21 protein-coding genes are annotated in these 21127 nt (G+C 71.9%); 14 read left to right on the top strand and 7 right to left on the bottom strand.

Annotated features, from left to right (window positions below; translation table 11 throughout):
- Nucleotide 1: 1 nt before the first annotated feature.
- The 6 genes from ABZ738_RS09675 (at nt 2) to ABZ738_RS09700 (ending at nt 5902) form a co-directional block, all read left to right on the top strand.
- A complete protein-coding gene (locus ABZ738_RS09675; protein WP_131053903.1) occupies nt 2–940 on the top strand; it encodes a thioesterase family protein in 939 nt (312 codons plus the stop codon).
- Complete coding sequence (locus tag ABZ738_RS09680) at nt 937–1668, top strand: DsbA family protein (RefSeq protein WP_357212178.1); 732 nt, start codon at nt 937–939, stop codon at nt 1666–1668. Before ABZ738_RS09675 ends, ABZ738_RS09680 begins: the two co-directional genes overlap by 4 nt.
- Nucleotides 1665–2399, top strand: a complete 735-nt coding sequence (locus ABZ738_RS09685; RefSeq protein ID WP_131053905.1) for a class II aldolase/adducin family protein — start codon at nt 1665–1667, stop codon at nt 2397–2399. The genes ABZ738_RS09680 and ABZ738_RS09685 overlap by 4 nt, the downstream gene beginning before the upstream one ends.
- Nucleotides 2400–2414: 15 nt before the next feature.
- A complete protein-coding gene (locus tag ABZ738_RS09690) occupies nt 2415–3971 on the top strand; it encodes an AMP-binding protein (RefSeq protein WP_357212181.1) in 1557 nt (518 codons plus the stop codon).
- Between the two features lie 5 nt (nt 3972–3976).
- On the top strand, nt 3977–5248 hold the full coding sequence (locus tag ABZ738_RS09695) for a cytochrome P450 (protein ID WP_236145792.1): 1272 nt from the start codon (nt 3977–3979) through the stop codon (nt 5246–5248).
- Between the two features lie 147 nt (nt 5249–5395).
- A complete protein-coding gene (locus tag ABZ738_RS09700) occupies nt 5396–5902 on the top strand; it encodes a hypothetical protein (protein ID WP_131053908.1) in 507 nt (168 codons plus the stop codon).
- An 82-nt stretch (nt 5903–5984) separates the two neighbouring features.
- Here ABZ738_RS09700 and ABZ738_RS09705 read toward each other — a convergent pair whose 3' ends face one another.
- The 3 genes from ABZ738_RS09705 to ABZ738_RS09715 all read right to left on the bottom strand — a co-directional run bounded on the left by ABZ738_RS09705 (nt 5985) and on the right by ABZ738_RS09715 (nt 7472).
- Nucleotides 5985–6608, bottom strand: a complete 624-nt coding sequence (locus tag ABZ738_RS09705; protein WP_357212183.1) for an STAS domain-containing protein — start codon at nt 6606–6608, stop codon at nt 5985–5987.
- An 85-nt stretch (nt 6609–6693) separates the two neighbouring features.
- Nucleotides 6694–6963, bottom strand: coding sequence for a GlsB/YeaQ/YmgE family stress response membrane protein (locus ABZ738_RS09710; protein WP_131053910.1), 270 nt, complete (start codon nt 6961–6963; stop codon nt 6694–6696).
- Between the two features lie 44 nt (nt 6964–7007).
- The gene (locus ABZ738_RS09715) at nt 7008–7472 is read right to left on the bottom strand and encodes an STAS domain-containing protein (RefSeq protein WP_176094237.1); all 465 of its coding nucleotides are present in this window, start codon (nt 7470–7472) and stop codon (nt 7008–7010) included.
- Between the two features lie 153 nt (nt 7473–7625).
- Between ABZ738_RS09715 and ABZ738_RS09720 the strand changes: the two genes are divergently transcribed.
- The 5 genes from ABZ738_RS09720 to htpG all read left to right on the top strand — a co-directional run bounded on the left by ABZ738_RS09720 (nt 7626) and on the right by htpG (nt 12703).
- A complete protein-coding gene (locus tag ABZ738_RS09720) occupies nt 7626–8309 on the top strand; it encodes a response regulator transcription factor (RefSeq protein ID WP_131053473.1) in 684 nt (227 codons plus the stop codon).
- A complete protein-coding gene (locus ABZ738_RS09725) occupies nt 8306–9664 on the top strand; it encodes a HAMP domain-containing sensor histidine kinase (RefSeq protein ID WP_131053474.1) in 1359 nt (452 codons plus the stop codon). Before ABZ738_RS09720 ends, ABZ738_RS09725 begins: the two co-directional genes overlap by 4 nt.
- Nucleotides 9661–10236 carry a GerMN domain-containing protein gene (locus ABZ738_RS09730; protein ID WP_131053475.1) on the top strand — a complete coding sequence of 192 codons (576 nt, stop codon included), beginning with the start codon at nt 9661–9663 and terminating at the stop codon, nt 10234–10236. The genes ABZ738_RS09725 and ABZ738_RS09730 overlap by 4 nt, the downstream gene beginning before the upstream one ends.
- Before the next feature lie 124 nt (nt 10237–10360).
- Nucleotides 10361–10627, top strand: coding sequence for a GlsB/YeaQ/YmgE family stress response membrane protein (locus ABZ738_RS09735; RefSeq protein ID WP_131053483.1), 267 nt, complete (start codon nt 10361–10363; stop codon nt 10625–10627).
- A 132-nt stretch (nt 10628–10759) separates the two neighbouring features.
- A complete protein-coding gene (gene htpG, locus ABZ738_RS09740; protein WP_357212186.1) occupies nt 10760–12703 on the top strand; it encodes a molecular chaperone HtpG in 1944 nt (647 codons plus the stop codon).
- A gap of 119 nt (nt 12704–12822) precedes the next feature.
- On the opposite strand, the gene ABZ738_RS09745 is transcribed toward htpG, so the two are convergent.
- Nucleotides 12823–13815 (bottom strand): MerR family transcriptional regulator, encoded by a 993-nt coding sequence (locus ABZ738_RS09745; RefSeq protein ID WP_357212188.1) that lies wholly within the window; start codon nt 13813–13815, stop codon nt 12823–12825.
- A 138-nt stretch (nt 13816–13953) separates the two neighbouring features.
- On the opposite strand from ABZ738_RS09745, the gene ABZ738_RS09750 reads away from it, so the two are divergent.
- Nucleotides 13954–14907 carry a diacylglycerol kinase family protein gene (locus ABZ738_RS09750; RefSeq protein ID WP_131053478.1) on the top strand — a complete coding sequence of 318 codons (954 nt, stop codon included), beginning with the start codon at nt 13954–13956 and terminating at the stop codon, nt 14905–14907.
- Here the strand turns inward: ABZ738_RS09750 and ABZ738_RS09755 are convergent.
- The 3 genes from ABZ738_RS09755 to ABZ738_RS09765 form a co-directional block, all read right to left on the bottom strand.
- Nucleotides 14840–16051, bottom strand: a complete 1212-nt coding sequence (locus ABZ738_RS09755; RefSeq protein ID WP_131053484.1) for an MFS transporter — start codon at nt 16049–16051, stop codon at nt 14840–14842. The two genes, ABZ738_RS09750 and ABZ738_RS09755, sit on opposite strands and share 68 nt — an antisense overlap.
- 78 nt (nt 16052–16129) lie before the next feature.
- On the bottom strand, nt 16130–16609 hold the full coding sequence (locus ABZ738_RS09760; RefSeq protein ID WP_131053479.1) for a hypothetical protein: 480 nt from the start codon (nt 16607–16609) through the stop codon (nt 16130–16132).
- A gap of 62 nt (nt 16610–16671) precedes the next feature.
- The gene (locus ABZ738_RS09765; RefSeq protein WP_176094235.1) at nt 16672–16986 is read right to left on the bottom strand and encodes a hypothetical protein; all 315 of its coding nucleotides are present in this window, start codon (nt 16984–16986) and stop codon (nt 16672–16674) included.
- 312 nt (nt 16987–17298) lie between these two features.
- On the opposite strand from ABZ738_RS09765, the gene ABZ738_RS09770 reads away from it, so the two are divergent.
- Both ABZ738_RS09770 and ABZ738_RS09775 read left to right on the top strand, forming a co-directional pair.
- On the top strand, nt 17299–18048 hold the full coding sequence (locus ABZ738_RS09770) for a DUF3224 domain-containing protein (RefSeq protein ID WP_357212191.1): 750 nt from the start codon (nt 17299–17301) through the stop codon (nt 18046–18048).
- Between the two features lie 313 nt (nt 18049–18361).
- Nucleotides 18362–21124 carry a M14 family metallopeptidase gene (locus ABZ738_RS09775; protein WP_357212193.1) on the top strand — a complete coding sequence of 921 codons (2763 nt, stop codon included), beginning with the start codon at nt 18362–18364 and terminating at the stop codon, nt 21122–21124.
- The last annotated feature ends 3 nt before the right edge of the window (nt 21125–21127 follow it).

Consider the following 21127-nt stretch of genomic DNA (forward strand, 5'->3'; position numbering starts at 1 on the left):
CATGACCAGTGCGCCCACCGCCCCGCTGACCGTCCTGGTCGGGCGGCCCCGGTACGAGGGGGCCAACATCCGCACCTGGATCGGTTTCAAGCACTTCATCTATCTGGTCGAGGAGGCGGTGCTGCAGTGGCTGCGGGACCGTGGTCCCGGTGCCCGCGACCTCTTCCACGAGCACGGCCTGGGCGTCGAGATCGTCGACTGCTCGGTGCAGTTGCCGGCCGTGCTGGAAGTCGACGACGAGGTGCGGGTGGAGGTCACCGGCGAGTCCGCCGATCGGCTGACGGTGCGGATGACGGTGGTCCGCGACGGGCGCGAGCAGGTGGTGCTGCGCGGCAAGGTCCGGGTGGCGCTGGTCGTCGAACCCGCCGCCACCGCCTCCGCGCCCGCCCCCGCGCACCTGGCGGACCTGGTGGTGCCGACCCTGGGTGCCGCCGCCACGGTGAGCCGACCCGACCACCGGCCGATCCGCCCCGGCGAGACGGTTGCCGACGTGCTCACCCCGGTCGGGTCCCGGTCGTTCCTGTGGACCTGGCGGGCGCCCTACTTCTACTGCCACTTCTCCGACCGGGTGCAGCACTCCGGCTACGTGCGGGCGCTGGAGGAGGTGGTGGACCGGTTCCTGGCCGCCCGAGGCATCTCGGTGGGCCGACTGGTCCGCGAACGCTCCTGGATCCCGGTGGTGTCCCGGGCCCGGATCCGGATGGTCGAGGCGGCCCGGATGGAGGAGGACGTGCACACCGTCCTGACCGTCACCGACGTGCTGCGCGGGGTCATGTTCGACGCGCGGATGGACTGCTACGTCCGGCGCGGCGAGCGGCTGGTGCACACCGCGACCGCGAACATCCTGCACGGGTACGCGATCAGCGCCGGCCCGAACGCCGGCGAGCTGGCCGAGTTCGACGACGAGGTGCTCCGCGCGCTGGCCGGCGGTGTGGCATGAAGAAGCGGCCCCGGCTCTACTTCTCCTTCCGCAGCCCGTACAGCTGGCTGGCGGTGCACCGGCTGCGTGCCGAGGTGCCGGACCTGTTCGCCCAGGTCGACTGGTTCCCGTACTGGGACCCGGACGAGAAGACGAACGCGGCACTGGCCGAGCGGGGCGCCGAGATGCACTACGTGCAGATGAGCCGGGCCAAGCACCGTTACCTGCTGGTGGACACCAAGCGGCTGGCGCAGCGCGCCGGACTGCCGATGGCCTGGCCGATCGACGTGGACCCGTGGTGGGACCTGCCGCACCTGGCCTGGCTGCTGGCCCGCCGGGCCGGTCGGGCGGTGCCGTTCTACGACGCGCTGGTGGCGGCCCGCTGGGAGCGCGGCGAGGACATCTGCACCCCGGAGGTCGTCGCCCGGGCCGCCGTCGAGGCGGGGATCGACCCGGTGGCCGCACAGAACGCCCCGCAGGACGAGACGCTGCGCGCGGAGGGGGTCGACTGCCTGGCCGCCGCGTACGACGACGACATCTTCGGCATCCCGTACCTGCGGGTCGGTCGGCACCGCTTCTGGGGCCTGGACCGGGTGGACCACTTCCTGGCCGAATGGCGACCGGAGAGCACGCCCACGCCGGAGGCGAGTCCCGCCGTGCCGACGGCGGTGCGCGATGGAGCCGCCGTTCCGGCGGCGGTGCTCGACGGTGCCGCCTTCGACACCGACACCGCGGGAGGCTGCGGATGACCGGGCGCACGCCGGCCGAGGAACGCCTGCGTCGGCAGCGGCAACTGGCGGCGACCTGCCGGCTCTTCGCCCGCTACGGGTTCGACGAGGGTGCCGGGGGCCACGTCACGGCCCGCGACCCGGAGGACCCGGACCGGTTCTGGATCAACCCGTTCGGGATGCACTTCGGACACGTACGCGTCAGCGACCTGCTGCTGGTGGACGCGGGCGGTGAGGTGCTGGAGGGCACCGGACGGATCAACCCGGCCGGGTACGTCATCCACTCGCACGTGCACGCCGCCCGTCCCGACGTGGTCGCCGCCGCGCACACCCACTCCACCCACGGGCGGGCCTGGTCGGCGCTGGGCCGTCCGCTGGACCCGATCACCCAGGACGCCTGCGCCTTCTACCAGGACCACACCGTGTTCGCCGACTACACCGGCGTGGTGCTCGCCGACGAGGAGGGCAAGCGGATCGCCGACGCACTCGGCGACACCAAGGCGGTGGTGCTGCGCAACCACGGGCTGCTCACCGTCGGCGGTTCGGTGGCGGAGGCGGCCTGGTGGTTCATCGCCATGGACCGCAGCGCCCAGGTGCAGTTGCTGGCCGAGGCGGCGGGGCAGCCGATCCTGATCGGCCCGGACGAGGCCGCCGAGACCCGGCGCGTCATCGGCACCCCGGGGATCGCCCGGCTGAACTTCCGGCCGCTGTACGCCGACATCGTGCGGGCCCAGCCGGACCTGCTGGACTGAGCCGGAGGGAACGGGATGGCCGTACTGCTGAGGGAGCTGGCCGGGGCCACCGGTGCACCGGCACTGACCGACGCCGACGGTGAGCTGGACTGGACCGAGCTGGACGCGCGGGTCAACCGGTGGATCCGGTTGCTGCGCGCCGAGGGGCTGCGGGTCGGCGACACCATGGCGGTGGTCTGCGGCAACCGGCGGGAGACGTTCGAGGCGCTGCTGGCCGCCCTGCACACCGGGGTGACGGTGGTGCCGGTCAACTGGCACCTGACCGCGCCGGAGATCGCGTACCTGCTGGCGGACTCGGAGAGCCGACTCGTGCTATCCGAGCCCGCCTACGCGCCCGTGGTCGACCAGGCGGTGCGGACCGCAGCGGTGCGGGTCCGGCAGCTCGTGACGGGGGAGAGCGACGTCGGCGACGCGGTCGCGGTCGAACCGCGGCTGGCGGGTCTCGCCGCCGACGAACCGCCGGATCAGGTCTGCGGCTCCACCATGCTCTACACCTCGGGCACCACGGGTGCGCCCAAGGGGGTCCGCAACGGCCTGTTCCGCGCCGGGGCGCCGTTCGGGCGGGTGGAACGGCTGTTGGCGTACGCCGGGCACGCCCTGCACGTGCCGGCGCGCGGCGCGGTGCTGCTGGTCGGTCCCTGGTACCACTCCGCGCAGCTGTTCTTCGCGCTGCTGCCGTTGCTGCGCGGCAGCCGCCTGGTGCTGCACGAGCGCTTCGACCCGCAGGCGTTCCTGGCCACGGTGGCCGCGCACCGGATCACCGCCTGCCACCTGGTGCCGACCCAGTTCGTCCGGCTGCTGCGGCTGGACGACGCGGTCCGGGCCGACGCCGACGTGCGCAGCCTGCGGGTGGTGTGGCACGGCGGCGGGCCGTGTCCGGTCGAGGTGAAACGACAGATGATCGAGTGGTGGGGGCCGGTGGTGGTCGAGTACTACGCGGCGACCGAGGCGGGCGTGGTCACGCTCATCGGTGCCGAGGAGTGGCTGCGTCGGCCGGGAAGTGTCGGTCGACCGGTGCCTCCCAACGAGGTGGTCATCCTCGACCCGGACGGGGTGGCGCTGCCGCCCGGCCGCCCGGGGCGGGTCTTCGTCCGCCGGGCCGGGGGAAAGACGTTCGAGTACCACAACGCCCCGGAGAAGACCCGCGACGCGCATCTGGGTCCCGGCGTCTTCACCTACGGCGAGACCGGTCACCTGGACGAGGAGGGTTACCTCTATCTGACCGGACGCGCCCGCGACCTGATCATCTCCGGTGGGGTGAACATCTACCCGGCCGAGGTGCAGGCGGTCCTCCAGGAACACCCGGCGGTCCGGGACGCGGCGGTGACCGGGGAACCCGACGACGAGTACGGCGAGCGGGTGGTGGCCGTCGTCGAACTCGATCCGCACCGGCTCGACCCGGCCGCCGCCCCGCAGGTGCTGGAGGCGTTCTGCCGCCGTTCGCTGGCCGGGTTCAAGGTGCCCCGCCGGTGGCGGTTCGTCGCCGAACTGCCGCGCGACGGCACCGGCAAGCTCCGCCACGACGTGCTGCGTGAGCTGCTGCGTCCGCAGACCACGGCGGGACGCTCGTGAGCCCGGTGGCGCAGCGTCCGGACGTGGCGCACCCGGCCACGTACGGCGTCGAGGTGCCGCACACCGAGTTCGCCCGGATGCGCCGCGAGGAGCCGGTGTCCTGGGTGTCCGAGCCGGCACTGTGGCGGCGGGGCGGCGGCGGCCGGATGCTCAGTCAGGGGTCGGGCTTCTGGGCGGCCACCAGTCACGAGGCGGTGGTCGCCGCGTCCCGGCAGCCGGAGCTCTTCTCCTCCGGCCGCAAGGGCGCGTTCCTGCCCGATCCGCGTACCCCCGCCGACCTGGAGCAGGCCCGTCAGCTCCTGGTCAACATGGACGCGCCGCAGCACTCGCGGATCCGGCGGCTGGTCACCTCGGTGTTCACCCCACGGGCGGTGCGCGCCCTGCACGACAGCGTCGCCGCCCACGCCCACGACCTGGTGCGCCGCGCGGTCGCCGCGGACGAGTGCGACGTGGTCGCCGACCTCGCCGCCGAACTGCCCCTGCTGGTCCTCGCCGACCTGCTCGGCCTGCCGCGCGAGGACCGGCACCTGCTCTACCGGTGGAGCAACAACCTGGTCGGCTTCGACGACCCGGAGTACGGCGGCGGTGACGTGGAGGCGTACCGCACCACCTTCGTCGAGGCGTTCCAGTACGCCCTCACGGTGGCCGGTGAACGGCGCCGGTCGCCCCGGGACGACCTGATGACCCTGCTGGCGACCAGCGAGGTGGACGGCCGACGCCTGACCGACCGCGAGTTCTGTAGCTTCTGGCTGTTGCTCGTGGTGGCGGGCAACGAGACGACCCGACACCTCATCTCCGGTGGCGTGTCGGCACTGCTGGCCGCGCCGGCCCAGCGGGACCGGCTGGCGCGGGACCCGTCGCTGTTACCGTCGGCGACGGAGGAGTTGTTGCGGTGGGTGACACCGATCATGCAGTTCCGACGTACCGCCACTGAGGACACCGAGTTGTGTGGCCGGGCCGTCGCCGAGGGCGACAAGGTCGTGCTCTGGTACGTCTCGGCCAACCGCGACGGTGCCGTCTTCGACGACCCGGACGTGCTGCGTCTGGACCGCAATCCCAACCCGCACCTGTCGTTCGGCATGGGGCCGCACTTCTGCCTGGGCGCCCATCTGGCGCGGCTGGAGGCGCAGGCGATGCTGCGGGAACTGGTGCCGCACCTGGGGCGTTTCGAGCTGACCGGACCGGCCGTACGGCTGGAAAGCAACTTCGTGAACGGGCTCAAGTCATTGCCCGGACGCTTCATTCCGGACGGCTCCGTCGGACCGGACGGAGTGTGAAGCAGTTGTTAACCACCGACGGTGATATCGTCATATGCCGGGTCGCTTCTGTGAGTAGCCCGTTCAATCCGCTAATCTGGTGTGAAGCGTTCAACCACCACACCGCCGGAGTGTGCAGTGTGATGTGACGAACAGCGGAGGGTGGCGATGAGTGACTACACAATCACGATCCGGTCCGAGGGTGCTGACACGGAAACCGTTATCTGTGTCGACATCGACGATTCCACGCCGCGCGTGGTCGAACTCGTGATGCGTGCCGGCAGTGGCATCTCGGCGCCGACGCTTCCCTCCTTCGACCTGAATCTCCTCCTGCGCGCGTTGTTCCCGGCCGGCGGCACGCCGGTGACTCCGGCCTCCGTCGTCGAGTCACCCACCGAGGTCCCCGCCGCCGAGCAGTCGTTCACCCCGGCCACCGGCAACCGGTCCGTGCGCTCCGGCGCCAACCGCTCCGGCTCCGGCACGACGCGACGCCGGACCGAGGCGGCGGTGCCGAAGGGGCGGGTCTACCGGCGCATGCCGGAGGACGTCGTCGAGGTCTTCAACCGCACCGGCACGGTCACCGCGGTGGCCGAGCACTACGGCGTGCCCCGGCACACCGCGCAGGGCTGGATCGGCCGGCTGCGCCGCCGGGGCGGGTTCTCCGCCGCCTCCTGACACACGTCCACCCGGTGGCCGCCAGCCGGCCACCGGGTACGGCGCTCCACGCGTACGTCGACCGGTGTGTCGGGGTGGGGGATCAGACCGTGACGTGACCGGCGGGACGGCGTTCCGCCGCCACCGGCACCGCCATCTCGGCGTCGATGTCCGCCGTCGTCAACGCGGCCTGCCGCAACTGCGCCACGGCCTCGTCGAGGCTCTCGAAGATCGGGAAGACCCCGTCGAGCTTCATGGTGTGCAGCACCGTGCGGATGAACCGCGACGGCGCGGCCAGGCACAGCCGCCCGTCCCGCTCCCGGACCTCCCGGTGGGCCCGCACCAGCAGGCCGAGTCCGGCGGAGTCGATGAGCTGCACGCCGTCCAGGTTCACCACGATCGTGCCGTGCACGTCGACCGCCTGCCGCAACGCGACGCGCAGCGCGGTCTCGGGCCCCGTCACGGCCTCGCCGACCACGGGCGCCTCGTCGGCACCGCCGAGACCGATCGGCGTACGGTCGGCGCGCGGGGGCGGGCCGGCCGGCAGTGCGCTGCACCGGGGGCAGCGGTGCGGGCCGGTGGCGAACGGGGAACCGCTCCAGCCGTGGTCCGACACCAGAGTCCAGACCACCTCCGCGTCGGGCAGCACACACGCCGTGCCGGTGGTGGTGTCGCCGCAGACGTCGCAGATCAGTGTCATCAGGTTGTCGTCCGGTACGACGGTCATTCTGCATCCTCTCCGGTGCCGCAGCTGTGCGGCCGGGACACGGACTCGGGGCGTCGGTGCGGTACGCCGTCGCCGTACGGACTTGTCAGAGGGAGTCGGAACGTTCCTTGCCGGCGGTGGCGACCACGATCACCACACCGACCGCGGCGAGACCGGCCTGCGCGACCAGCCCCAACAGGCTGAATCCTCGGAGGCCGGCGAGCCAGGCACTGATCGCGCCGAGCAGCGCGATGACCGCGCCGATGGTCATCGTGAGCCACAGCGGCACGGCGGGACGGCCGGGGACGACGAGCCGGCCCACGGCACCGACGGCGAGACCGACGACTAGGGCCGCGGCGATCCCGGCGATGGTCATGCTGCTCCTCGTTCTCGCGATGTCGGTGCGTCGGCGGCGGTGGGTCAGGTGCGTACGGTCACGGCCGCCCGGCCGTGCGCGGCCGGCTGCGGCGTGACCTCCGGTGACGCGGGCCGCCGGGGCGGCACCACACCGGGTGCGGCCGGTGTGGTGCCGGGCGGTGTCGCGGCGTCGCCGGACGGCTCGGGCGCGGTCCCGGCCGCGCCGTGCACCGGCAGGATCTGGTCCAGCCGGGCGGTCTGCAGGATGCGGGTGATGCGGGGGTTGGGGTTGCGCACCGCCAGTACCCCGCCGAGGCGCACCATCCGTCGGTGCACGTCGAGCAGCAGGCCGATGGCCGCCGCGTCGATGTGCCGGCAGCCGGCCAGGTCGATCACGACCTGCTGGGGCCGGAGGGCCAGCAACTGGTCGAAGACCGCACCGGTCTCCGGAAGGCAGGCCAGGTCGAACTCGGTGATGGACACCTCGACCAGCGGCACCGCGCATTCGGGGCGTCGTGGCGTGGTCACGTCGAGGGCCCCCTTCCTGGTAACCCGAGGTCGGTTCTCACCCTGCCCAGCGGGCTTGGCGGGCAGAGCGCGGACGTATGACAGTTGCGTGACAAAAGCCCCGCAGGTCGGTGGTGGTTGGCCGCCCGGCCAGGGCTTGGGGATGATGCCGGTATGACAGCGGTACTGGTGATCGAGGACGACGACCGGATCCGGTTGGCGTTGCTGCTCGCCCTGGAGGACGAGGGCTACGAGGCCCGGGGCGCGGCCACCGCCGAGGAGGGCCTGCGGACGCAGCGCCGGGACCCGGCCGACTACGTCCTGGTCGACCTGATGCTGCCCGGCATCGACGGCTTCGAGGGCATCCGTCAGCTCCGCCGCGACGACGACGTGCCGATCGTGGTGGTCAGCGCCCGCGACGACACCCACGACATCGTCGCCGCGTTGGAGGCCGGTGCCGACGACTATGTGGTCAAGCCGGTGGCGATCAAGGAGCTGACCGCCCGGCTGCGCGCCCTGCGCCGTCGGGCCCGCACGGTGACCCCGGTGGAGGCGCCGGTGCCGGTGCTCGCCTTCGGCGAGTTGGAGGTCAGCCCGGAGGCGGGGGAGGTGCGTCGGTCCGGTACCCCGGTCGCGGTCACCCGCACCGAGTTCCGGCTGCTCTGCGAACTGGCCGAACACGCCGGGCGGGTGCTCTCCCGCCAGCAGTTGCTCAGCCGGGTGTGGGGCTACGACACCGGCGACGAACGGCTCGTCGACGTGCACGTGGGTCGGCTCCGCCAGAAGATCGAGCGCGATCCGGCCAACCCCCGGCACCTGGTGACGTTGCGCGGGCTCGGCTACAAGCTGCAGAGATGAGACCACGTCTCGGTCTGCGTGCCCGGGTCACCGCCGCGTTCGCCGTCGGTGCGCTGTCGCTGTCCGCCTCGATGGCCCTGGTGTCGTACGAGCTGACCCGCCGGACCCTGCTCGACGAGCGGGAACGCACCGTGCTGCGGGTGGCGTACTACGACGCGGAGGTGGTCCGGGCGGGCCTGGCCACCGACGAGCCGGACGTGGCGGAGGCGCTGCGTGCGCTGGACACCGGCACCAGCCGGCGGGCGGTGCTGTACTTCAACGGCGAGTGGTACGGCCGGCGGGCCGACACCGGCACCACCCCCGCCATCCCGCAACGGTTGCAGGACCTGGTGATGGCCGGCGAGCCGGCCGTGCAGCGGGTCCGCGTCGCCGACCAGCCGGTGGTGCTGGTCGGTGTGCCGTTGTCGGACTCGGCGGCGTTCTACGAGATCGTCTCGCTTCGGGAGCTGGACCAGACGTTCCAGGTGCTCGCGCTGGCGCTCACCGCCGTCGCGATCGTGGTGGCCGGCTCCGGGGCGGCGATCGGGTGGTACGCCACCCGGCACGGGCTGCGCCCACTCACCGCCGTCGCCGACGCCGCCGAACGGATCGCGGCGGGCGACTTCACCACCCGGCTCGCGCCGGACACCGACCCGGACCTGACCCGGCTCTCCACCTCGTTCAACCGGATGGTGGACGAGTTGGCCCGCCGCATCGACCGGGACCGGCGTTTCGCCGCCGACGTCAGCCACGAGCTGCGGTCGCCGTTGCAGACCCTCGCGGCGGCGGCCAGCGTGCTGAGCAAGCGGCGCGAGAACCAGGACGAGCGGACCACCACGGCGGCCCGGCTGGTGGCCGACGAGATCGCCCGCTTCCAGCAGCTCGTCAACGACCTGCTGGACCTGGCCCGCAGCGACCAGCCGACGCACCGGGAACAGGTCGACGTCGGCGCGCTGGCCCGGCAGGCCTGCCGGGACCGGGACCTGCCCGAGTCCATGGTGCACCTCGATCCGGACACCCCGCCGACGTGGCAGGTGGACCGGCGGCGCGTCGCGCAGGTGTTCACCAACCTGCTCGACAACGCCGAGCGGTACGGCGCCGGCCCGGTGGCGGTGCGGTTGTCCCGCGACGGTGACACCGGCGTGGTGGAGGTCGACGACGAGGGACCGGGGGTGCCGATGGAGGATCGAAAGGCGATCTTCGACCGCTTCGTCCGCGGTCGGGCGGCCAACTTCCGGGGCGGCGGCGACGGCACCGGCCTCGGGCTCGCGCTGGTGGCCCAGCACGCCGCCGCGCACGGCGGTGACGCCACGGTCAGCGACCGTCCCGAGGGCGGCGCCCGGTTCCGGATCACACTGCCGGGCAGCCTCGGATGAGGCGTACCGCCGGGCGGATTTCGGCCGCCCTCCTGCTGACCCTGGTCGCCGGGTGCGGGGTGCCCGCCGAGGACCATCCCCGGACGGTGACGCCGCCGCCGGGCCCGTTCCCGTACACCGCGACCGCCGCCCCCACGGCGGCGGAGACCGGGGCCCTCACCGAGCTGCTCTACTTCTCGCGCGACGACCGGCTGGTGCCGGTGACCCGTCGCGCCGACCAGGCGCCCACCCCCGACGAGCAGCTCCGGGACCTGCTGGCCGGGCCGACGCCGGGGGAGCGGGACGACGGCGTCGGCAGCGCGCTGCCCGGGGCGCTGAGCACCGCCGTGGTGCAACTCGTCGGCGGGCAGGCCCGGGTGACGGTGACCCCGGCCGGCGCCGACACCGGCCGCAGCGACGAACTCCTCGCGTACGGGCAGATCGTCAGTACCCTGAGCGCCCGCCCCGACGTGTCGGCGGTGATCTTCCTGGACGGCGACGGCACCCCGCTGCGGGTGCCCCGCGCGGACGGCTCGCTCTCGGCGGATCCCCTCACCTCCGCCGACTACGCGGTGCTCGTCAGCCCTCGATGACAGGAGTTCCACAGCCTCGTGACGGTTGCGTGACAAACACCGCAGACGGCGGGCGGCGGCGTTTGGCCACTACGGCGGGAGGGGCACCACGTCGTCACACCAAAAGCGCGAAGGGACGGCTCTCGTGGAAATCACCGGCTTCTTCATGGCCATCATCATCGGTCTCGTCATCGGCGCGCTCGGCCGGCTCGTGGTGCCGGGCCGGCAGCGGATCCCCATCCTGTTGACGATTCTGATCGGTATCGTGGCCGCGATCCTCGGCACGCTGGTGGCCGGACTGCTGGGCGTGGACGACACCGCCGGCATCGACTGGATCGAGCTGTTCATCCAGGTGGCCTTCGCCGCGGTCGGCGTGTCGATCGTGGCCGGGGTGTACAGCCGCCGACGCTGATCATCCTCCGCTCGTCGGCCCGTCCCGGCCCGTCCCGGGGTGTTCCCGGGGCGGGCCGACGGCGTTCGGCGGTTCGGGTGACCACCGGACGCACGTACGTCATGACGGCTCGTATCCTTTGTGCGACCCGTCATGCGTACGACCGAGAGAGGACACGGCGTGAACGACCGGACCGAGACCTTGGAGTTTCAGGCCGAGGCGCGTCAACTGCTCCAGTTGATGGTCCACTCGATCTACTCGAACAAGGACGTGTTCCTGCGCGAGTTGATCTCCAACGCCTCGGACGCGCTGGACAAACTGCGCCTGGCGTCGATGGTCGACAAGGACCTCGACGTCGACACCAGTGACCTGCACATCGCCCTCGACGTCGATCGGGACGCCCGCACCCTCACCGTCCGCGACAACGGCATCGGCATGACCCGCGACGAGGTCGTCTCCGTCATCGGGACGATCGCCAAGTCCGGCACCGCCGAGCTGCTGCGCCAGATGCGGGAGAGCAAGGACGCCGGGGCGTCGCAGGACCTGATCGGCCAGTTCGGCGTCGGCTTCTACGCCGCCTTCATGGTCGCCGAGAAGGTCGAGCTGGTCACCCGGCGGGCCGGCGAGAGCGGCGGCACCCGGTGGGAGTCCGACGGCGGTGGCACGTACACCGTCGCGGCGCTCGACGACGCGCCCCAGGGCACCGCGGTGACGCTGCACCTCAAGCCCGTCGACACCGAGGACAGCCTGCACGACTACACCGCCGAGTGGACCATCCGCGAGATCGTCAAGCGATACTCCGACTTCATCGCCCACCCGATCCGGACGACCGTCGAGCGGCCCGGGGCGGACGACGCCCCCGCCACCACCGAGACCGTCACGCTCAACTCGATGAAGGCGCTGTGGGCCCGCCCGCGTAACGAGGTCGAGCCGGCCGAGTACCACGAGTTCTACAAGCACGTCGGCCACGACTGGGCGGATCCCCTCGAGACCATCCACATGCGGGGCGAGGGCACCTTCGAGTACGACGCGCTGCTGTTCATCCCGTCGCACGCGCCGCTGGACCTCTTCGCCGCGCAGGGCCGTCGGGGCGTCCAGCTCTATGTCAAGCGCGTCTTCATCATGGACGACTGCGACGCGCTCATGCCCAACTACCTGCGCTTCGTCAAGGGCGTGGTGGACGCGCACGACCTGAGCCTGAACATCTCCCGGGAGATCCTCCAGCAGGACCGCCAGATCCGCGCGGTGCGCCGTCGCCTGGTCAAGAAGGTGCTCTCCACCGTCAAGGACCTCAAGACCGGGCAGCCCGAGCGGTACCGCACCTTCTGGACGGAGTTCGGCGCCGCGGTCAAGGAGGGACTGGTCGACGACACCGACAACCGGGACACCCTGCTGGAGATCCTCTCGGTCGCGTCCACCAACGACCCGGAGGAGCAGACCGACCTGGCCGGCTACGTGAGCCGGATGAAGGACGGCCAGACCGACATCTACTACGCCACCGGCGAGCACCGGGCCACCATCGAGAACTCCCCGCACATGGAGGCGTTCCGGGCCAAGGGCTACGAGGTCCTGCTGCTCACCGACCCGGTCGACGAGGTCTGGGTGGAGAGGGTCGGCAGCTACGACGGTAGGACGCTGCGTTCGGTCGCCAAGGGCCAGGTCGACCTGGACACCGAGGAGGAGCGCACCGAGGCCGAGGCCGAGCGGGAGCGGCAGCGCACCGAGTACGCCGCACTGCTCGACTGGATGGGCGGGGTGCTGACCGAGTCGGTGAAGGAGGTCCGTCTCTCCTCGCGGCTGACCACCTCACCGGCCTGCGTGGTCGGCGACGCCCAGGACCTCACGCCGACGCTGGAGAAGATGTACCGGGCGATGGGCCACGAGGTGCCGAAGGTCAAGCGCATCCTGGAACTGAACCCGGGCCACCCGCTCGTCTCCGGCCTGCGCAAGGCTCACGAGCAGGGCGACGCCGAGGCGTCCCTGGCCGAGACCGCCGAGCTGCTGTACGGCACCGCCCTGCTCGCCGAGGGCGGCGACCTGGCGGACCCGTCCCGGTTCGCCCGGATCCTCGCCGACCGCCTCGCCCGCACGCTGTAGGTCGGACACGGAACGCGGGCCGCGCCACTCCGGGCGCGTGCCCGCGTTCCCGTCCGTCAGGTCCCGGTCCGTGCGGTGTCGCGCCGCGTGCGGTCGCGAGCGAGATCGTGGCGGGTGGCTCAGCGAGCCGGCGGGACGGACGCGCGCAGCGCCTCGGCCAGCCACTCGTACGGGAACTGCTCCGGCGGTACGTCGTTCACGGCATTGACCAGCGCCATGTACCGGTCGAGCGGTCCCTCCGGGTCCGGCGGCGTGCGGTCCCATTCCGCGCCGGCCAGCATGTGGTCGGCCGTCTGGAGGCGGAACTCGGGCGTGTCCGGCATCCCCGGGCTGTCCGGTGTCGCGAAGATGCCGGTCAGCCACCCCATCCACCGGTCGGCGATCTCCCTGCCCTGCGGTGAGTCCGGCGGCACCCCGTCCCGCGCCGCGTCGATCGCCGCCTGGCCGATCGGCGTGGCCGCCTCCAGGCTGTCCAACATCGGCGACGAGGCCATCAGCGGCCCGGCCCCGGTGGTGCACGCCTCGTGCAGCTCACGACGTACGGCCTGCCGCACCTCCGGGTCGCGGACCATCTCGGCCAGCGCGATCCATGCCTCCAACTGGGCCGCGGTGGGCTGCTCGGGCAGCTCCGGCCGGGCCGCGCGCCACCACGCGACCATCCGCTCCGGCGGCTCCCAGCCGGTGGAGACCTCGGTCCAGAACTCGTCGATCAGCCGGTCGCGCTCCTCGTCCGACATGCCGGCGAGTTTGTGCATCAACGTGACCTGCTCGGCCGTGGAGTCCTGCCGCAGGATGGTCGACAGCACCGCGCGACGGCTCCGCAGCCGTGCCTCCTGCCGTGCCAGCAGGGCCAGGTGGGTGGCGGCCACCTCGCGCAGCGTCGCCTCGCCGACAAGCACGCGCCGGATCTCGTCCAGGCCGGCGCCGAGTTCCCGCAGTGTGCGGACCAGTTCCAGCCGGGCGATCGCCGACACGTCGTACAGGCGGTGGCCGGCGGGAGTGCTGGCGGACGGCGTGACGACACCGGCGTCCGCGTAGTAGCGGACGGCGCTGACACTCAGGCCGGTACGTCGGGCGACATCCCCGATAGCGTAAAGCTCGTTCAGGTCCACGACACCCACTATGCGATCTCAAGCGGCTTGAGACGCAAGTCCGTGCACCACGTGCGGCGGTCCGGCGCCGGGACGGGACACGACGGCGGAGAGTCGGGCCAGGCGTGGATTCTCGGGCGGCGGGGTATTGCGCCGGCCATGAGCGCGAGTGTGGTGGTGGACCCGGACCGGCCGCCGGCGCCCGACCTGGCGGTCGGCACGGTGGCGGTGGTGGCGCATCGGAAGAAGACGCTGGGCGGCGGCCTCGACGAGTTGCGCGCCGCGCTGGTCGGCGCGGGAGTGCGGGACCTGCTCTGGTACGAGGTGCCCAAGAGCCGTAAGGCCCCGAAGAAGGTCCGCAAGGCCCTCGACCAGGGTGCCGAGCTGGTCTTCGTCTGGGGCGGCGACGGTATGGTGCAGCGCTGCGCCGATTCCCTCGCCGGCACGCAGACCCCGATGGCCATCCTGCCGGCCGGCACCGCCAATCTCTTCGCCGGCAATCTCGGCATCCCGGAGGACCTGCCGGAGGCGGTACGGATCGGCCTGCACGGTCGACGCTGCCGCCTCGACCTGGGACGGCTCAACGGGGAACACTTCGCGGTGATGGCCGGCGCCGGGTTCGACGGTGACCTGATCCGGGAGGCGGACCGGGACATGAAGGGTCGCCTCGGCCGGCTCGCGTACGTGTGGACGGGCCTGCGTCACGTCCGTGGGGAACTGACCCGGACCCGGATCACCGTCGACGGGGACCTGTGGTTCGAGGGGGACGCGAGCTGCGTGCTGTTCGGCAACGTCGGCACCATCACCGGTGGCATACCCGCCTTCGACGACGCCCGCCCCGACAGCGGCTCGCTGGAGATCGGTGTCTCCACCGCCGGTGGTGCCGTGGACTGGGCGCGCACGCTCGGCAAGATGGCCACCGGCCGGTCCGAGGACTCGAAGTTCGTCCGGATCACCCGGGGTCGCAAGGTCAGGGTCCGCTTCGCCGAGCCGAAGACGTACGAGATGGACGGTGGCGCCCGGTCGCGGACGAAGCGTCTCAAGGTCAGGGCCGTACCCGCCGCACTGACCGTCTGCTGCCCCGACGAGGAGCCGGAGGCCGCGCCACAGTGAGGTGGCGCCGGTGCCACACCCCGGCGGCGGCGACGAGGCAGACGGTGGCGGCGAGAACGAGCGGTGGCCGACCGCCCAGCAGGACGGCGGCGGAGCCGAGCGGGATCGCCGCCGCGATCGGTCCGAACATGATCGTGTTGGCGGTCGCGGCGGCTCGGCCCAGCAGCTCGTCGGGGCTGTGCGTCTGCACGGCGGTGACGGCGGCGACGACAGCCCACGGCAGGCCGGCACCGGCCACCACCGAGGCGGCGACCACCGCCGGCCACCAGGGCAGGCACCGGCCCAGGCAACTCACCGCGAACACTGCCGTGCCGAGGGCGGCCACGGTGGTCGGTCCGAACCGGGCGATAAGCCGACCGGCGACCAACCCGCCGGCGACCGAGCCGAGGCCCTGCGCGCTGAGCAGCACCCCGAGGAACGTCGCGGGCAGGCCCAACTCGTCGGTGACGACGGCGTACCCGGCGGCGGTGGTGAACCCGGACGCGGCGATCGCCACGCCCGCGAGGATCACCGGCAGCCGCGTCAGCGGTGACGCCCACACGACGGCGAGGCCCGCACGGACACCGGTGGGCCGGGACGCGACGGTCCGTGCCGGGTGCCGCAGTCGGAGCAGTGCGTACAGGGCGGCGGCCAGGGCGGGCAGCGCGGCGGCGAGCAACGCGACGAGGTGACCGCCCTGCCACGCGTACAGTCCGGCGCCGGCCAGCGGAGCGACGAGTTTGACACCCTCCTGGGCGCTGGACCGCCAACCGTTGACGTGGCCGAGTTCGTCCGGTGACAGCGCGGCGGGGAGCAGGGCGCTCTCGCTGGCGTCGACCAGCACGTACGCGACGCCGTACACCGTGGAGACGCAGAACAGGAGCCACACCTGACCGGGTCCGCGGACGGCCAGCAGGGTCGGCAGGACGGCGGCCAGGGTCAGGTTGACCCCGATGACGAGCGGCCGTCGGGGCAGCCGGTCGACCAGGGCACCGCACCAGGGGCCGGCGAGGGTGGGGGCGTACACGCAGAGCCCGGCGAGGGCGGCGAGGCTGCTGGACCGGGTCAGGTCGAGGATCCAGATGCCGGAGACCAGGGCCATGGCGCTGCCGCCGCACCCGGAGAGCACAGAGATCGTCACGAACAGGATCGCGTTGCGCCGCACATGCCGCTCCAGGGTTGAGTCGAAGTGACTCACAGCCTCAACCCTTGAGTTGGCCAGAGGCAATATCGCGGAGTTGCGTCAACGATGTGTTGACAGCGCGGCGTCGAGGTGCCGGGCGATCGTGCGTACCGGGCTCGGCAGCCGGTGGCCGGCGCGGTGCAGGTCGGCGGCGACGTGCCCGGCGAGGTCGTACAGCGCGCCGGGTGCGGCCTCCAGCGCCAGTGCCGTGGTGTGTCGGGTCAGTGCGGCCCCGGGGAAACGGCCGTCCCAGCGGCGATCGGTCGCAATCCAGCGCTGCAACCCGCCGAGCAGGGCGCGGAGCGCGGCTACCTCGTGCGGCCAGTGCCGGTCGGACTCGGCTCGCCGCGCCCGGCGGCGGGCGACCAGTCGCTGGCGACGCTGCTCGGCGGCCTGCCGGCTGCCGAGTCCGAGCGCCTCGGCGATCTGCTGCCAGGCCGCGCCGGCCTGCCGGGCGCGGTCGATGAGATCCAGCTCCGCCTCGTCGAGCCGGTCGCGGGCCGCCGGGATGCCGGCGAGGTCACCGAGCGGATCCAGCATGTGTCAACGCTACCTTGACAGTGGTGCGGCGGATCGCTGGCGAGGACGGGCCGAACCGCTGCTCAGGCGGCGGCGGAATCGCGGCGCGCACGCTCCGCAGCCCGGCTCGGCAGTGCCGCCTGCGTCGTCCATCCGCTCTGTCGCGCCGGTGCCGTCTGCCCCGTGCCGCCCTGCGCCAGGACGAGTGCGCGTTGGGCCTGCTGCCACGGCGCACACGGCCACTCCTGGCCGGCGCAGAGCAGGTGCGCGCAGTCGCCGTCCTCGGCCGGTGCGTGCGCGTCGGCGACGTGTAGGGCGAGTCGCCACAGCAGCGGATCTGTGACGGTTTCGGGGCGCTCGTGGGTTGTATCTGGCCGGTCGGTGGTGTATTCGGACACGCGTTGTCCCCCCTCGTTGTCGAGCTCTCCGTTCCTGTTCTCCACTCTGTGCCCAGGTCAAACGCCTGCCCGCAGGTCGGCGGTTGAGGCGAGCGTGGCAGATTCCCGCCACGGGATTATTGACAGTGGTTGCTTGTTGCGTGAAAGTTGTGCGCAATCGTTAACCCTCCACATCCGAGGTGTGACGCTGCGCAATCGGTGACGCGGGCGGCGTCCACTCCGGACGCTCCGTGCTGCCCGCCGCCGGCGAGCCGAGGCGCGGGGCGACGCCCACCCATCACCTCCGCGCGCCGAGAAGGGGCCACGAGCCTCATGTCCGAGTTCCGTACCCGTTCCCCGTGGCGACGCCGGATCGCCGTCTCCTCCGTGTTGGCAGCCGGCGCGGCAGTGCTGCTGGTCAGCCCCGCCGCCGCCATCGTTCCGCAGGCTGCCACCCCGACCGCCAGGACCGCCACCACGATCGACTCGGGCATGTCGGCGGTGCCGCCCGCGTTGCAGTCGCGCTTTGCCGGAGCCGGCGCCACACCCGATCGGTCGGACGCCACGCCGTCGACATCGGAGCGTGCTGCGGCCAGCGACCGCATCGTCCGACCGCTGCCCACCGTCTCGCCGGGCACACCCGGTGTGTACAAGGTGGTGACCGGTGACATGTATCCGCGCCACTTCGCCTTCGAACAGGCCGCGAGCACACCAGCCGGCCATTCGGTGTGGCAGGTCCGGTACGGCATGCAGTACCTGGGCGGACTCGTGGGTGAGACCGAGGACGTCGAGTTCCAGATCCTGGAACCGGCGGGCTACGGCACCATCGACAGTGCCGGCGGCTTCGCGGGCACCCTGGACGGCCTGGAGGGCGGGTTCCTCTTCAAGTCCCACGGCAAGCAGAGCGCCGACGGCACCTTCACGATGCAGTTCGACATCACGCCGGGCACCGGCTACGGCAAGCTCACCGGGGTGACCGGCAGCTTCACGGTGGTGGCGACCCGCGACCACTGCGGACCGAGCGACACCCCGGAGACGTGCGACACGTTGGTCTCGTACAGCCTCGGCTACCGCCTTCCGTAACCCGCGAGCCGCGCACGGCGCCGCGTTCGACCACCGCCACGACGCTGGGTCGGACGCGGCGTCCGTGCTCAGCCCGGGTGCCGCACGCTGGCTGTCCATGCTTCGGGACGATTGACAGATGACCTTCGTCAGGTGAGAGTGGTCCGCAACCTGATCACTCCTACCTCTCGACGTGTGACACTGCGTAATCGGTGATGCGGGCGGTGTCCATGTCGGACGCACCAGGCCGTGGCTGTCGCGGGAGCTGAGGCAGCCGGGACGAGGTGCGAACCCCCACACCCCCACCGCACGCCGAGAAGGGGCCACGAGCCTCATGTCGGAACTCCGTACCCGTTCCCGGTGGCGACGCCGGATACCCTTCTCCGCCGCGTTGGCCGCCGGCACGGCCGTGCTCTTGCTGGTCAGTCCGGCCTCGGCCGTGGTGCCGCAGACCGCCGCGCCGGGCGCCGACACCCCCGCCGACCTCGGCCGACTGGCCGACGAGCAGACCAGCGTGATCGAGGTGGTGGTGGCCGACACCACCGAACTGGACGCGCTGGTGGCCACCGGCGTCGACCTCGACCACCACGTCCACCACACCGCCGACGGCATCGTGGTGCACGCCGTGGTGACCGGCAACGAGGTCGCCACGCTGACCCGAGCCGGTTTCACCTTCGGCAAGGTGCTGCACACCGAAGAGGACGCGCAGGACCGGATCGCCGAGCGGGAGGCGACCATCGCCGCCCACCTGGCCGACAACCGGGAGTTCTCCGGAGCTGCCGTCGCCGCGCGGTCCGCCGCCTCGGATGTCAAGATCATTCGCGCCGACTACTACACCTCGGGCGACACCCAGGTGCTGTCGGTGGAGGCGAAGTGGGCACAGGGACAGACCGCCGCCACCGCGTTGACCGTCGAGCGGGACAGCGGGCCGGGCACCGAGTTCGGCTCCGGCGGCACGCAGAACATCACCCGGTTCGTCGATGCCGGGGTGTATCTCTACCACCGGGGTGCGGCGCAGGTGACCAGCCGCCCGGACTACGTACGGATCACCAGCCCGACCGGTGACGTGGCGGTCGCCAAGGTGCACGAGTGGTTGCCCATCCCGGACACCGACCCGGAGGGGCCCGGTTACCAGAAGGACTTCGTCACCAGCTACCTGACCCCCACCGAGCTCTACGACCGGATCAAGGCGATGTCCGCGCAGTACCCGGAGATCTCCGAGATCGTCGAGTTGCCGCACAAGACCAACGGCTACCGGCGCAAGGCACAGGCCGTGCTCGGCACCGCCAACGCCAGCCGCGTCGGAGTCGACTCGCTTGCCTGGGGACACCAGGGCGGCAACGACATCACCGTAGAGCTGGCCAACCCCGGCACCGCGAGCGCGTCTTTGACGGTGACCGTCACCGGCAACCAGGTCCGCGTCGGCCTCGCCACGGACGCCGCCGGCACGGTCACCAGCACCGCCGCCGAGGTGGCCGCCGCGCTCAACGCCCAGGCGGGCACGCTGGTCAGCGCGTACACGTATCGCGGCAACGCGGGCACGGGCGTGGTGGCGCCGGCCGCGCCGACCGCGCTCTCCGACGGCCTGTCCGCGCCGGCGACGGTCTCCCGCGACCCCCACACGGTGTACGCCATCCGCATCGGCAAGCACCGCGACGGCTCCAAGATGGGTGTGCTCGCCTACGCGCAGGAACATGCGCGGGAGTGGGTGCCCCCGCTGGTGACCATCGAGACCGCCGAGCGCCTGCTGCGCAACTACGCGCACGACGCGAACACCCGCGAGCTGGTCGACAACCTCGACATCTGGATCGCGCCGTCGATCAACCCGGACGGCGGGCACTACTCGTTCTACGACTTCAACTCGCAGCGCAAGAACATGACCAACCACTGCACGCCGGAGACCTCCGGGGACTTCCTCGGCCGGACGTCCTGGGGTGTGGACAACAACCGCAACTACACCGAGTACAGCCTCTTCGACGGCTACTCGGGCGCGTCGACGAGCTGCACCAGCGGCACGTACGCCGGGCCCGACGAGCTGTCCGAGCCGGAGAGCCGCAACGTCGACTGGCTGGCCTCCCGACCGAACGTCAAGTTCTCGATGAACCTGCACTCCTCGGGCAACTACTTCATGTGGTCGCCCGGCTCGTACGCCACCCCGGGCCGGGTCTCCGCCCCGCGGCCGACCCTGGCCGAGGAGTCGCTGTTCTGGGGCGCGTCGTCGCGGATCCTGACCGCCATCAAGCGGCACCGCAACCTGGCGGTCACCCCGGCCCGCACCGGCCCGATCGCCGACGTGCTCTACTCGGCGGCCGGCAACTCCGGTGACATGCTCTGGTACAAGTACGGCATCTACGCCTGGAACTTCGAGGTCGGCACCTCCTTCCAGCCGACCTGGACCTCGGCCCGCGAGGAGACGATGGAGTTCTCCAACGGCCTGGTCGAGATGCTGCGGGTCGCCCGTGACCTGGACACCGACGAGTCGGCGCCGACCAGCTCCGTCGAGGTGGCCACCAGTGCCACCGAGGGCTCGGTCGACGTCACGTTCTCCACCAGCGAACCGGCGGCGGTGTTCTACACCCTCGACGGCAGCCGGCCCACGTTCGAGTCCACGCTCTACGGCTCGGGGGGCATCCGGGAGGGCGGCGAGACGCTGACCGTTCCGGTCGGCACCACCGTGCACTGGTTCTCGGTGGACGCGGCGGGCAACGTGGAGCGCGGCTACCAGCCCGACGGTCAGGACGACAACTACAACCGCAAGCGGCTGACCGATCCGAACGCCGCACCCGAGGTGCCGGTGACGGTCACCGTGCAGACGCGGTGTGTGGCGGGGAAGGCGTACGTGGCGGTGCAGGCGCGTAACGACCACGACGCTGCGGTGGACGTGGTGTTGGAGAGTGCGTACGGGCAGCGGTCGGTGTCGGCTGTGGCGCCGGGTGCGAGCGCGTTCCAGCAGTTCACCACCCGTGCCGCGTCGGTGCCGTCCGGCAGCGCGACGGTCCGGGCCACCGGCACGGTAGACGGTGAGAGCGTCACCACCGTCGTCACCGCCGACCACGCTGCGGTCAACTGTGCCGCCGACCCTCGCCAAGCCCAGTGACCG

The sequence above is a fragment of the Micromonospora sp. NPDC047793 genome (genome assembly GCF_040642635.1).
GTDB lineage: Bacteria > Actinomycetota > Actinomycetes > Mycobacteriales > Micromonosporaceae > Micromonospora.

Bases quoted from the DNA above. Each gene is read 5' to 3' on its own strand.
- ABZ738_RS09730 (WP_131053475.1), top strand. From the start codon at position 9,661: ATGAGGCGTACCGCCGGGCGGATTTCGGCCGCCCTCCTGCTGACCCTG.
- htpG (WP_357212186.1), top strand. From the start codon at position 10,760: ATGCGTACGACCGAGAGAGGACACGGCGTGAACGACCGGACCGAGACC.
- ABZ738_RS09675 (WP_131053903.1), top strand. From the start codon at position 2: ATGACCAGTGCGCCCACCGCCCCGCTGACCGTCCTGGTCGGGCGGCCC.
- ABZ738_RS09710 (WP_131053910.1), bottom strand. From the start codon at position 6,963: ATGACCATCGCCGGGATCGCCGCGGCCCTAGTCGTCGGTCTCGCCGTC.
- ABZ738_RS09720 (WP_131053473.1), top strand. From the start codon at position 7,626: ATGACAGCGGTACTGGTGATCGAGGACGACGACCGGATCCGGTTGGCG.
- ABZ738_RS09685 (WP_131053905.1), top strand. From the start codon at position 1,665: ATGACCGGGCGCACGCCGGCCGAGGAACGCCTGCGTCGGCAGCGGCAA.
- ABZ738_RS09770 (WP_357212191.1), top strand. From the start codon at position 17,299: ATGTCCGAGTTCCGTACCCGTTCCCCGTGGCGACGCCGGATCGCCGTC.
- ABZ738_RS09705 (WP_357212183.1), bottom strand. From the start codon at position 6,608: ATGACCGTCGTACCGGACGACAACCTGATGACACTGATCTGCGACGTC.
- ABZ738_RS09760 (WP_131053479.1), bottom strand. From the start codon at position 16,609: ATGCTGGATCCGCTCGGTGACCTCGCCGGCATCCCGGCGGCCCGCGAC.
- ABZ738_RS09700 (WP_131053908.1), top strand. From the start codon at position 5,396: ATGAGTGACTACACAATCACGATCCGGTCCGAGGGTGCTGACACGGAA.
- ABZ738_RS09775 (WP_357212193.1), top strand. From the start codon at position 18,362: ATGTCGGAACTCCGTACCCGTTCCCGGTGGCGACGCCGGATACCCTTC.
- ABZ738_RS09750 (WP_131053478.1), top strand. From the start codon at position 13,954: ATGAGCGCGAGTGTGGTGGTGGACCCGGACCGGCCGCCGGCGCCCGAC.
- ABZ738_RS09725 (WP_131053474.1), top strand. From the start codon at position 8,306: ATGAGACCACGTCTCGGTCTGCGTGCCCGGGTCACCGCCGCGTTCGCC.
- ABZ738_RS09690 (WP_357212181.1), top strand. From the start codon at position 2,415: ATGGCCGTACTGCTGAGGGAGCTGGCCGGGGCCACCGGTGCACCGGCA.
- ABZ738_RS09680 (WP_357212178.1), top strand. From the start codon at position 937: ATGAAGAAGCGGCCCCGGCTCTACTTCTCCTTCCGCAGCCCGTACAGC.